Origin of the sequence: Phytobacter sp. V91, assembly GCF_965644225.1 — a bacterium.
In the GTDB taxonomy this organism is placed as follows: domain Bacteria; phylum Pseudomonadota; class Gammaproteobacteria; order Enterobacterales; family Enterobacteriaceae; genus CBFFRJ01.
In genome coordinates this window covers 39,405-51,171 of sequence record NZ_CBFFRJ010000021.1, presented here as the reverse complement: position 1 = coordinate 51,171, position 11,767 = coordinate 39,405, and the positions used below count along the sequence as shown (strand labels likewise).

Genomic DNA, 11,767 nt, shown 5'->3' with positions numbered 1-11,767 from the left:
CAAACTGGGAGTGATGTTCCACTACGGGAAGCTGAATATGGCGTTCTGAGTCTTCCCACCATAATCGGGGAAGACCCATGTTTATACAGTTACTTCCAACGTTTTACAACAGGGGGCAGCAAAAAAATTACTGTTTAATTGTCCAGTGTACCGTTTCACCCGCAAGGAATGGGATCAGGGTATCGTCCGCAAGGGCAATGGACTCCGCAACAGGGGTCTCCTGGCGAATCAACTCAATAAAGGTTTCATTCACCGGCAGGCCATAAAAGCGCGGGCCGTTGAGTGAGCAGAAACCTTCAAAATGTTCCAGGGCCTGCATCTCATCAAACACCGTTGCATAGCTGGCCAGCGCCGTCGGGGCATTAAAGCAGCCTGCGCAACCGCAGCTGGTTTCTTTACGCAGGCGGGCGTGCGGCGCAGAGTCGGTGCCGAGGAAAGCACGTCCGAATCCACTTGCCACCAGCTCACGCAGTGCCTGTTGATGCACGTTACGTTTAAGGATTGGCAGGCAATAGAGGTGCGGGCGCACGCCGCCAACCAGCATGTGGTTGCGGTTAAACATCAGGTGCTGCGGAGTGATGGTGGCCGCCAGCAGCTCGTTGCCTTCACGAACGTAATCAGCAGCATCTTTGGTGGTGATGTGCTCAAAGACAACTTTCAGTCCTGCGAGACGTTGACGCAGAGGTTCCATGATCGTCTCAATAAAGCGTGCTTCACGATAAAAGATATCAATGTCTGCATGGGTCACTTCACCGTGGACCAGCAGCGGCATGCCGAGTTTTTCCATGCGCTCAAGCACCGGCATAATGGCATCGATACTGGTCACTCCATGGCTGGAGTTCGTGGTGGCATTGGCCGGATAGAGTTTGGCCGCGGTGAAGACATTTTCGCGAAAGCCCCGTTCAACCTCATCAGCACTCAGGGTATCGGTCAGATAACAGGTCATCAACGGGGTGAAATCATGCCCGGCGGGTACGGCGTCAAGAATACGCTGGCGATAGGCAATTGCCGCATCCACCGTGGTGACAGGCGGCGCCAGGTTAGGCATTACAATGGCGCGGGCATAGGTTTCGCTGGTCCAGGGCACCACAGTTTTTAGCATATTGCCGTCGCGCAAATGGACATGCCAGTCGTCTGGGCGGCGGATTTTTAAAACCTGGGTCTGTGCTGTCATGATAGTGCTCCGGCTGGGTGAGAATCAGTCATTATTGGCTGGTTTTTGCCGGGCACTAAGCATAAGCGTAATCGTTTCCCTTTGCATCCTTTTCCTGAAGAATGCAGCGGATCAGTCGAGAAGCGGAATGACAATCTTACCTGGTTTTATCTCAATTCCTTTGGCGTACTTTTTCGCCAGCGCTTCGCCTTTGCTGCTGTCTTCCCGCAGAACCCAGGCCGGGCGTTGGTTAAAGTAGCTGCTCAGGGATTGATTAAGGTAAGGCAGAAGCGTTTGTAGCACGGTCTGCATTTTTTGTGGCTCGACGGTGGCATCCACCACTTCCATCTCACGAAGAAAAATCGCGCCTTTGTCTTTATCGAACGCGGGCAGGGTTTTCATTTTCAGTTTAATGGTCGCTTTCTGGTTACCGAATATCGAACTCATGTCCAGATTTGCGTCGCCGGTGAGGGTGATTTTATTGGGTTCCTCACGGCCTATCTGGCTGACCAGGTTACTTAGCACGATATGTGCGTCGGCAACGCCCGGCAGGCCAATGTCTTTGGCAAAATCGTTGCGTTTTTGCAACGCCTGATTAATCTCCTGCTCGCTGATGCTGTACTGCGCAAGCTGATTACATCCCACCAGTACGCCGCATAAAATAAGTGCTGCGGCAAAAAATACTTTTTTCATCGTGATCCTCAAAATCGTCCCGGGCCATCGTCCCTGGCTATAGTGTTGCGGTAATGCCCTTCCGTCACAAGCCCAATAGTCTGAAAGCGGAAGTCGCCGCGTGTCCGACTGGCATTATATTGTCATCAATTGAATAAACGTGGCAAATCAGGCTTCGGGCTCCAGTTGACGCGAGTGCGCTCTGCGGGAGCTAAACTGCCAGAGAAGCGCGAAGAAGGTGATAAGCCCGATAAGCGCCAGCATCATCCAGGGCAGTTCGGGTTGACCAAAGGCTTTGCCGGCATCGAACAACCAGCCGCCGCCGGTATAACCGAGAGCCCCGCCCAGCGCCAGGCCAAGGCGGCTAAAACCCATATAGCTGCCACGGGCCCGGGCATCCGCAAGGGCGGCGCTCAGCGTTTCTCGTGCCGGTTCGGCGATAATGGCGCCGAGGTAAAAAGTACAGATCAACGTAAACAGCTGTTGCAGGTTACTGACCATGCCAACAGGCAGCAGGCAGCAGGCCATCAACAGCAAACCTGCCATCAGTCGATGTTCAAGACGAAAACGTTTTTCACTCCAGCGGGCAATCGGATAGAGCAGGGTCAGCGATAACGTCGCCTCAATGGCGTACATCCATTTCACCGCTGCCGGCGAGCCGGCAATGTCATTGACCATAATGGGCAGCATCAGCATCACCTGAACGGCGAGCATATAATAGCCGGTGAGGGTTAACACGTAGGTGACAAAGTGTTTGTCACGCCATACCCGGCCCAACCCTTCACGCATGGGAATTTTGACCGTCGACAGTTTCCAGTCCGGCAGCAGCCAGGCGTTAAAGGCCGCGCAAAGAATAAAAACGACGGCGCCGGCGGTGCATACCAGACGAAAATCATATTGCAGCAACCAGCTGCCGATAAGCGCGCCGATAACCGCACCGGCACTGTCCTGCATCATTAACAGCGAGAAAAAGCGGCCACGTTGTGACGGGCGAATCAGTTTCACCACCAGCGCTGAACGCGGCGGGTCGAACAGGGTGCCGCCCAGGCCAGAGAGAATGCAGGAACACCACAAAACCCAGGGTTCATGCGCGATAGCCATGGTGGCAAAACCGGCCGCGCGCATCAGCATGCCGGTTACAATCAGCGGTCTGGCGCCAAAGCGGTCGGCAATGGCGCCGCCGAATACGCCGAGCCCCTGCTGGATGAACTGGCGCAGGCCGAGGGCGATCCCCACCATTAAGGCGGCCCAGCCGAGTTGATCAACGAAGCGGATAGAGATCAGCGGGAAAACAACGAAAAAGCCCAAAACAACCAGCATATTATCAATCAGCAGGAAATATTTACCCAGGCTCCTGGCCTGTGAGACGCGCGCCATTTCCCCTCCCGGGAAATTAACCAAAATTTCACATCCATTTTGCCGTCGGGGTCGGACTTTTCCTATCGCCGGGATGACAATATTTTTTTATCAAAATCGGGCTTTAATTCAGACTTCTCATTGAAAACAGTTATGGATAGCGAAAATGCAGGTTGTTGTTTTCACAGAGTCTTCGCACAACGGTATAGTAAAGACAAAGATAAAGGGTATAGAGACGTAATCCAAAAGAGAGGGAATGAATGTTTGGCTATCGCAGTAATGTGCCCAAAGTGCGTCTGGTAACAGACAGATTGGTGGTCCGATTGGTTCACGAACGCGATGCCTGGCGACTTGCTGATTATTACGCGGAAAATCGCCAGTTTTTGAAACCCTGGGAGCCTGTCCGCGACGAAAGCCATTGTTATCCCTCCGGCTGGCAGGCGCGTCTTGGCATGATCAATGAATTTCATAAACAAGGCACCGCTTTCTATTTCGTCCTGCTTGATCCCGAGGAAAAAGAGATCGTTGGGGTAGCGAATTTCTCGAACGTGGTGCGCGGCTCTTTTCATGCCTGCTACCTCGGCTATTCCATTGGGCAGAAGTGGCAGGGGCAGGGTTTAATGTTTGAAGCCCTGACGACGGCCATTCGCTATATGCAACGTACGCAACATTTGCACCGTATTATGGCCAATTACATGCCGCACAATAAACGCAGCGGCGATTTACTGGCGCGGCTGGGATTTGAAAAAGAGGGTTACGCTAAGGCCTATCTGCTGATTGATGGTCAATGGCGGGATCACGTATTAACTGCGCTGACTACCGAAAACTGGACTGCGGGTCGTTAAGGAGAAAAGATGAAATATCAACTGAGTGCGACGGAAGCACGTGTTATCGGGTGTTTGCTGGAAAAGCAGGTCACCACCCCGGAACAATACCCTCTGTCAGTGAATGCAGTGGTCACCGCATGTAACCAGAAAACAAACCGCGAGCCGGTGATGAACCTTGGCGAACACGAGGTTCAGGATCTGCTGGATATTCTTGTTAAGCGCCATTATCTGCGTACGGTCAGCGGTTTTGGCAATCGGGTGACCAAATATGAGCAGCGTTTCTGTAATTCTGAATTTGGCGACCTGAAACTGAGCACTGCCGAAGTTGCGCTGATTACCACTCTGTTATTACGTGGCGCACAAACGCCGGGTGAATTACGTGGTCGCGCCGAGCGGATGCATAAGTTTAATGATGTCAGCGAAGTTGAGAGTGCGCTGGAAAATCTGGCCCAGCGTGAGGACGGCCCCTATGTGGTGCGTCTGGCCCGTGAGCCGGGCAAGCGTGAAAGCCGCTATATGCACTGTTTTAGCGGCGAAGTGGAGTCCACCATCAGTGAACCGGAGACGGATAGCCCGGCCGCTGATTCGCTGGCCGCCCGCGTTGACGCGCTGGAAATTGAGGTCGCTGAGCTAAAACAACGCCTTGCGTCTTTACTTGAACATTTGGGGGACTAACCGTGACAGCATTACGAATTGGGGTCGTCGGCTTAGGGGGGATTGCGCAAAAGGCGTGGTTACCTGTTCTTGGCGCGGCGATGGACTGGACGCTCACCGGAGCCTGGTCACCGACCCGTGAGAAAGCCCAACGGGTATGTGATACCTGGCGTATGCCTTATTTCAGCTCTCTGGCTGAACTGGCGGGGCAGTGTGATGCGGTGTTTGTTCATACCTCAACGGCTTCACACTATGCGGTGGTCAGCGAGCTGCTGAATGCCGGGGTTCACGTCTGCGTGGACAAACCATTGGCTGAGAACCTCGATGATGCGCAACGGCTCGTCGAACTGGCGGCGAAGAAAAAACTGACGCTGATGGTCGGTTTCAACCGCCGTTTTGCGCCGCTGTATCAGGATTTGAAAAGCCGGTTATCATCCGCCGCCTCGTTACGTATGGACAAGCACCGGGCTGACAGCGTCGGTCCGCACGATCTGCGTTTCACCCTGCTGGATGATTACCTGCATGTGGTGGACACCGCGTTATGGCTCGGCGGCGGCAGTGCGCAGCCTGTAAGCGGTTCGCTTATCACCAACGATGACGGCGAAATGGTTTACGCTGAGCACCACTTCAGCCTGCCGGGGCTGCTTATTACCACCAGCATGCACCGTCGCGCGGGTAGCCAGAGGGAGTGGGTGCAGGCGGTCACGGATGGCGCGCTGTATGACGTGACCGATATGCGTCAGTGGCGGGAAGAGGCCGGGCAGGGGGTGATTGAGCGCCCAATCCCTGGCTGGCAAACCACGCTCGAACAGCGGGGTTTTGTGGGATGTGCTCGCCACTTTATTGACTGCGTGCAAAATCAGACGGTTCCGCAAACCGCGGGCGAACAGGCCATCCTTGCCCAGCGGATCGTTGAAAAGCTCTGGCGCGATGCCATTCGCGAGTAACCCGCTGTAACATATGCCCATAGCAATTCGCGCTTTTCCCGGTAGACTAAGCGCTTCGCTGTACCAACGCCTGTTTTGCAGGCGTTGTGTCTTATGGAATCATAGATGAACTTATTAAAATCACTGGCTGCGGTCAGCTCAATGACCATGTTTTCTCGCGTGCTGGGTTTCGCGCGCGATGCCATTGTGGCAAGGGTATTTGGTGCGGGTATGGCGACAGACGCCTTTTTTGTTGCCTTTAAATTGCCCAATCTGTTGCGGCGTATCTTTGCTGAAGGGGCATTTTCCCAGGCCTTTGTGCCGATCCTCGCAGAATACAAAAGCAAGCAAGGCGAAGACGCGACCCGCGTATTTGTGGCTTACGTTTCGGGGCTGCTGACTCTGGCGCTGGCAGTCGTCACCATCGCCGGGATGCTGGCCGCGCCCTGGGTTATTCTGGTTACCGCGCCTGGCTTTGCCGATACCGCCGATAAATTCGCGCTGACTTCACAGCTTTTACAGATAACCTTTCCTTATATCCTGCTGATTTCTCTGGCCTCGCTGGCAGGGGCGATTCTGAATACCTGGAACCGTTTCTCCGTTCCGGCGTTTGCCCCGACCTTCCTTAATATCAGCATGATTGGCTTTGCGCTCTTCGGCGCGCCGTACTTCCATCCGCCCGTACTGGCGCTGGCCTGGGCGGTAACCGTCGGCGGCGTACTGCAACTGGTGTATCAACTGCCGCACCTGAAAAAAATAGGTATGCTGGTACTGCCGCGCGTGAACTTCCGCGATGCGGGTGCGCTACGGGTCGTCAAACAGATGGGCCCGGCGATCCTCGGGGTATCGGTCAGTCAGATCTCGCTGATTATCAATACCATTTTTGCCTCGTTTCTGGTTTCCGGTTCCGTCTCCTGGATGTATTACGCCGATCGCCTGATGGAGTTCCCATCCGGCGTACTGGGCGTGGCGCTGGGCACCATTCTGCTGCCGTCGCTGTCGCGCAGCTTTGCCAGCGGTAACCATGACGAGTACAACCGGCTGATGGACTGGGGGCTGCGTTTATGCTTTTTGCTCGCGCTGCCGAGCGCTGTGGCGTTAGGTATTCTGGCCAAGCCGCTGGTGGTGTCGTTATTTCAGTATGGCAAGTTTACGGCTAACGATGCGTTGATGACGCAGTACGCCCTTGTGGCGTATTCGGTCGGGCTGATGGGCATTATTGTGGTGAAGGTGCTGGCGCCAGGCTTCTATTCCCGTCAGGACATCAAAACGCCGGTCAGGATCGCCATCGTCACGCTGGTGATGACCCAGGCGATGAACCTGGCATTTATTGGCCCGCTTAAGCATGCCGGGCTGTCGCTGTCGATTGGTCTTGCCGCATGCCTGAATGCCGGGCTGCTGTACTGGCAGTTGCGTAAACAGGATATCTTCACCCCGCAGGCCGGATGGGGCAGTTTCCTTGGGCGACTGGTGGTGGCGGTGCTGGTGATGTCTGCGGCGCTGGTGGGGATGCTGTATGTTATGCCGGAGTGGGCGCAAGGCAATATGGCGCACCGTTTAATGCGGCTGATGGCGGTGGTGGTTGTCGGGGTCGTGGCCTACTTCGCAACGCTGGCCTTACTGGGATTCAGAATAAAAGAGTTTGCCCGCAGGACAGCATAAACACAAAAGGGAGTTCACCTGACCGGTGACTCCCGCAATGTTTACTGATGCAATGAATACGTTAGATCGAAATCTTTTTGCCGCCGCGAGAGCCGGAGAATGTCTGACCATCCGCACCATAGAGACCCGGCTCCTGGTGAGGTTTCAGCACCTCAAGCGCTTTCTGGTTAAGAGCGATTTGCCCTTCAAGTAACCAGCCGTTGTGTTGGTTCAGATCACGCAAATGTTGCGTTTTTTTCGTGATAATTTGCCAGCGATCTGCCACATCATCGTTCGCGCTCTTTTGTAATTTCTGCGCGGTACGGCGTTGCTGCTCAAGATAATCCAGGGTGGCGAGCAATGAGCTTTTTTCTTCCGTAATGCGCTGCAGCGCACTGTCATTCACATGGCCTACGGAAAGCTGTCTTTGCTCAGCATCCATCACGTTTTTCAACGCATTCAGGATAACTGTCATTTGATCGAGAATGTCTGACAGTTCATTCATCAATTATTTACTCTGCAAGTAGCTCTGCGCGTCGCTGATCAGCGCATCGGCAATTTTACCGGTGTCCATTTTCAGCTCGCCATTACGGATCGCGGTTTTCAGTTGCTCAACGCGTTCCATGTTAATGTCGTTAGTTCCAGGCTGCATCAGTTTGGCCTGCGCGTCGCTGATCGTGACGTTGGTGCTGTTGGCCGTTGCTGATTTTTCCTGACGTACTTTCTGTGCCTGAGTGTCGCTGGTTTCACGTGGCTGAACAGTGCTGACAGGCTTCAAAGGCGATGTACGATCAATACTCATAATAATTCCTCATCGAGGTTTCCCGGCATTGGCGGGCGGCAATCTTTAGTCGTTGCTTATTTATCGGCAGATGCCGCAAATTCTTTAAAAAGATTATAGATTAATAAGAATATTCCCATCAGCCCCTACCGTACCACTGACAATCTGGCCTGATGCCATGCGTACTCTGGCATTTTGCGCCACCGCCGCATTATTTAACGCCTGCCCTTCACCGTTGACGCTAAAGCCTTCGCCGTTAGCGATAACCTGTACCCGCTGGCCTGCTTTGACCCGCCAGGCCTGACGAAGCAAAGAGAGTTGAATCGGCTGTCCTGGCGCCAGATCCCGCAGGCTGATAGCGTCCTGAGCCTGAGCAATGTCGAGCATTGTTCGCGGCGGCAGTTGGTCGAGCCGACCCCGGGCCAGCTTAACGCTTCCCGCTGCCAGTTCGCTACCGCGGGTAATGGCCTGGGCGGCCACGACATAGTTTCCCGTCGCCTGGACGTTAACCTGTAAATAGCGTTTTTCATTGCCGCATCTTGCCAGCACATTCACATTCCCCCACAGCTTCGCGTTCCCCGTCACACTCAGTGCCGGTTGCTCACAGGCCGGGAAGAGATTTTGCGGGGTGCGTACGGTGACCACCACTTCATCACTAAAGCCCGCCAGTCGCTGCGCGAAAAACGCGGTCAATTGTGCATTAAGGTCCTGCGCAAGCAGGCAGGGACTTAAAAACAGCAAGACTGCGGCTAAACCGATTTTAACGCTATTCATCGCAGACTCCTGCCTGTGGCCTGTGGAAGGGATGAGAGGATTCTAACCGGGTAGCAAATCTATCAACGCAATAAATAGCGACGCATTTTGCTCTTATTCCGACGATAACGCGCACGTAATGAGATTTAAGCTGTTGACTAAATAATTCTCATCAGCGGGGAAGTCATGCTCGATAAACTTGATGCCGCGTTAAGGTTCCAGCAAGAAGCGCTGAATCTGAGCGCAAAGCGCCAGGAAATCCTGGCCGCGAACATCGCCAACGCCGATACCCCTGGGTATCAGGCTCGCGACCTGGATTTTTCCAGCGAGCTTAAAAAAGTCATGGAGCGTGGTCGCCCCGAGACAAATGGCGTGGCGCTGGCATTGACTTCCAGCCGCCATATTCCGGCGCAGGCCGTAGCCAGCGCGCCAGTCGATTTGTTATATCGCATCCCCGACCAGCCTTCATTAGATGGCAATACCGTCGATATGGATCGCGAACGTACGCAGTTTGCCGACAACGGCGTGAAATATCAGACGGGTCTGACCATGCTTGGCGGGCAGATCAAGAGCATGCTCAGCGTGCTACAGGGGAACTAACAGATGGCATTACTCAACATCTTTGATGTCGCCGGCTCGGCTCTGACAGCGCAATCCAAGCGTCTGAACGTGGCCGCCAGTAACCTGGCTAACGCCGACAGCGTTACCGGACCAGACGGCCAGCCTTACCGGGCAAAGCAGGTGGTTTTCCAGGTTGATGCAGCTCCCGGACAGGCAACGGGCGGCGTAAAAGTTGCAGAGGTTGTCGAAAGTCAGGCGCCGGAAAAATTGGTTTATCAGCCGGGTAACCCGCTGGCAGACAACAATGGCTACGTCAGAATGCCGAACGTGGATGTAGTTGGCGAGATGGTCAACACCATGTCCGCTTCACGCAGCTACCAGGCGAACGTAGAAGTCCTTAATACCGTAAAAAGCATGATGCTTAAAACGCTCACTCTCGGCCAGTAAAGGAGACATACATGTCTATCGCCGTAAATGTGAATGACACAACCAACAGTGGTGTCAGTTCCACCAGCAGCAGTAGCAGTTCTTCCTCGCTGACCACGAGCAGCGCATCGGATCTGCAAAGTAGCTTCCTGACCCTGCTGGTCGCGCAGTTAAAGAACCAGGATCCCACCAATCCGCTGGAAAACAACGAACTGACCTCGCAACTGGCGCAGATCAGTACCCTTAACGGGATTGAAAAACTCAATACCACCCTGGGTTCGATTTCCGGTCAGATTGACAATAACGAGTCCGTGCAGGCCAGTACCTTAATCGGTCATGGCGTGATGATCCCGGGGACCACGGTGCTGGCGGGTAACTCAACCACCACCCCGTTTGGCGTTGAACTGGAACAAGCCGCAGACAAAGTCACCGCCACCATTACCAACAAAGACGGCTCGGTGGTGCAGACCATTGAACTGGGCTCGCTGAAAGCCGGTGTCCATACCTTTAGTTGGGATGGCAAACTCTCTGATGGCACCACCGCCACTGACGGTTCTTACAAAGTTTCTATTGCTGCAAGCTCAGGCACAACGCAACTGGTTGCTCAACCGTTGCAATATGCGCTGGTGCAGGCAGTGACTCGTACCTCTGATGGCAGCACGCTGGATCTGGGTACATACGGTAATACCACGCTCGACGAAGTTCGGCAGATTATTTAAGCCTTAACACTTATCAGGAGTAAGTCATGGCCTTTTCACAAGCGGTCAGCGGTTTGAATGCTGCGGCCACTAACCTCGATCTTATTGGCAACAACATCGCCAACTCCGCCACCTATGGCTTTAAATCCAGTACTGCGTCCTTCGCCGACATGTTCGCGGGTTCTAAAGTGGGTCTGGGCGTTAAAGTTGCGGGTATTACTCAGGACTTTAACGACGGTACAACTACCAGCACCGGGCGTGGCCTGGACGTAGCTATCAGCCAGAACGGTTTCTTCCGTCTGACTGACTCCAACGGCTCCGTCTATTACAGCCGTAACGGTCAGTTCACGCTGGATGCGGACCGTAACCTGGTCAACATGCAGGGTCTGGCGGTAACCGGCTATGCAGCCGAGGGTTCCCCGCCGGAAATCCAGACCGGCGGTAACCCGACCGGGATCTCGATTCCTAACGATCTGATGTCCGCGAAAACCACCACTACCGCAGCGATGCAGATGAACCTGAACTCATCTGATTCTGTGCCGACGGTTGCCGTTTTCGACCCAAGCGACGCCAGCAGCTATAACAAAAAAGGCCCGGTTACCGTTTATGACACCCAGGGTAACGCTCATGACATGAACGTTTACTATGTCAAAACCGCCGATAACAAATGGGATGTTTACACCCAGGATACCAGCGTAGCCGGTTCTACGGCCACTAAAGCGGCTCAGATGAGCTTCGATGCCAACGGTAATCTGGAAGGTGTGTACAACTACACCTTAAACACCACTACCGGTGATTACGATCTGGCGACTACCGCCAATACCACTCCTTCTATCAACGTCACCACAGGTCCGCTGAACGGTGCAACGGCGGCCACCTTCTCGCTGAGCTTCCAGGGCTCTATGCAGCAGAACGTCGGCACCAGCGCCATCGTTTCTACCACTCAGAATGGCTACAAGCCAGGCTCAATGGTCAGCTACACCATCAATGACGATGGCACCGTGGTCGGTACTTACTCCAACGAACAGACTCAGTTGTTGGGCCAAATCGTGCTGGCAAACTTTGCCAACAACGAAGGACTAAAATCTGAAGGTGATAACGTCTGGTCTGCTACCAACGCCTCCGGTGTTGCGCTGCTCGGCACTGCCGGTACAGGTAACTTCGGTACTCTGACCAACGGCGCGCTGGAAGCCTCAAACACGGATCTGAGTAAAGAACTGGTGAACATGATCGTCGCGCAGCGTAACTATCAGTCGAATGCGCAGACCATCAAAACCCAGGACCAGATCCTTAACACGCTGGTTAACCTGCGTTAATCA

General features: G+C 54.0%; 14 protein-coding genes. 8 read left to right on the top strand and 6 right to left on the bottom strand.

The window, feature by feature from the left end; all coding sequences use genetic code 11:
* Window positions 1–127: 127 nt before the first annotated feature.
* The 3 genes from pyrC to mdtH form a co-directional block, all read right to left on the bottom strand.
* Window positions 128–1,174, bottom strand: coding sequence for a dihydroorotase (pyrC, locus tag ACSZO4_RS06655; protein WP_437888075.1), 1,047 nt, complete (start codon window positions 1,172–1,174; stop codon window positions 128–130).
* A gap of 111 nt (window positions 1,175–1,285) precedes the next feature.
* Window positions 1,286–1,846 carry a lipoprotein gene (locus ACSZO4_RS06650; protein WP_437888074.1) on the bottom strand — a complete coding sequence of 187 codons (561 nt, stop codon included), beginning with the start codon at window positions 1,844–1,846 and terminating at the stop codon, window positions 1,286–1,288.
* Window positions 1,847–1,993: 147 nt separating this feature from the next.
* Window positions 1,994–3,202, bottom strand: a complete 1,209-nt coding sequence (gene mdtH / locus ACSZO4_RS06645) for a multidrug efflux MFS transporter MdtH (RefSeq protein WP_437888073.1) — start codon at window positions 3,200–3,202, stop codon at window positions 1,994–1,996.
* Window positions 3,203–3,441: 239 nt separating this feature from the next.
* Here mdtH and rimJ point away from each other — a divergent pair, with 239 nt between their 5' ends.
* From rimJ to murJ, 4 genes are all read left to right on the top strand, one after another.
* Window positions 3,442–4,026, top strand: a complete 585-nt coding sequence (gene rimJ / locus ACSZO4_RS06640) for a ribosomal protein S5-alanine N-acetyltransferase (protein WP_437888072.1) — start codon at window positions 3,442–3,444, stop codon at window positions 4,024–4,026.
* A gap of 9 nt (window positions 4,027–4,035) precedes the next feature.
* Window positions 4,036–4,683, top strand: a complete 648-nt coding sequence (locus ACSZO4_RS06635) for a YceH family protein (protein ID WP_437888071.1) — start codon at window positions 4,036–4,038, stop codon at window positions 4,681–4,683.
* Window positions 4,684–4,685: 2 nt separating this feature from the next.
* Entirely contained in the window at window positions 4,686–5,609 is a 924-nt protein-coding gene (locus ACSZO4_RS06630; protein ID WP_437888070.1) for a Gfo/Idh/MocA family protein, read from the top strand.
* A gap of 105 nt (window positions 5,610–5,714) precedes the next feature.
* Window positions 5,715–7,250 (top strand): murein biosynthesis integral membrane protein MurJ, encoded by a 1,536-nt coding sequence (gene murJ / locus ACSZO4_RS06625; RefSeq protein WP_437888069.1) that lies wholly within the window; start codon window positions 5,715–5,717, stop codon window positions 7,248–7,250.
* 61 nt (window positions 7,251–7,311) lie between these two features.
* On the opposite strand, the gene flgN is transcribed toward murJ, so the two are convergent.
* The 3 genes from flgN to flgA all read right to left on the bottom strand — a co-directional run bounded on the left by flgN (window position 7,312) and on the right by flgA (window position 8,784).
* Window positions 7,312–7,734, bottom strand: coding sequence for a flagella biosynthesis chaperone FlgN (gene flgN, locus ACSZO4_RS06620; protein WP_437888068.1), 423 nt, complete (start codon window positions 7,732–7,734; stop codon window positions 7,312–7,314).
* Window positions 7,735–7,737: 3 nt separating this feature from the next.
* Window positions 7,738–8,031 carry a flagellar biosynthesis anti-sigma factor FlgM gene (flgM, locus tag ACSZO4_RS06615; RefSeq protein WP_437888067.1) on the bottom strand — a complete coding sequence of 98 codons (294 nt, stop codon included), beginning with the start codon at window positions 8,029–8,031 and terminating at the stop codon, window positions 7,738–7,740.
* A gap of 93 nt (window positions 8,032–8,124) precedes the next feature.
* Window positions 8,125–8,784 carry a flagellar basal body P-ring formation chaperone FlgA gene (gene flgA / locus ACSZO4_RS06610; RefSeq protein WP_437888066.1) on the bottom strand — a complete coding sequence of 220 codons (660 nt, stop codon included), beginning with the start codon at window positions 8,782–8,784 and terminating at the stop codon, window positions 8,125–8,127.
* Between the two features lie 165 nt (window positions 8,785–8,949).
* On the opposite strand from flgA, the gene flgB reads away from it, so the two are divergent.
* Genes flgB through flgE form a run of 4 tightly spaced genes read left to right on the top strand, consistent with a single transcriptional unit; the run spans window position 8,950 to window position 11,764 of the window.
* Complete coding sequence (gene flgB / locus ACSZO4_RS06605; RefSeq protein ID WP_437888065.1) at window positions 8,950–9,363, top strand: flagellar basal body rod protein FlgB; 414 nt, start codon at window positions 8,950–8,952, stop codon at window positions 9,361–9,363.
* A gap of 3 nt (window positions 9,364–9,366) precedes the next feature.
* A complete protein-coding gene (gene flgC / locus ACSZO4_RS06600) occupies window positions 9,367–9,771 on the top strand; it encodes a flagellar basal body rod protein FlgC (protein ID WP_437888064.1) in 405 nt (134 codons plus the stop codon).
* An 11-nt stretch (window positions 9,772–9,782) separates the two neighbouring features.
* Entirely contained in the window at window positions 9,783–10,469 is a 687-nt protein-coding gene (flgD, locus tag ACSZO4_RS06595) for a flagellar hook assembly protein FlgD (RefSeq protein WP_437888063.1), read from the top strand.
* 26 nt (window positions 10,470–10,495) lie between these two features.
* Window positions 10,496–11,764, top strand: a complete 1,269-nt coding sequence (flgE, locus tag ACSZO4_RS06590; RefSeq protein ID WP_437888062.1) for a flagellar hook protein FlgE — start codon at window positions 10,496–10,498, stop codon at window positions 11,762–11,764.
* Window positions 11,765–11,767: the final 3 nt, after the last annotated feature.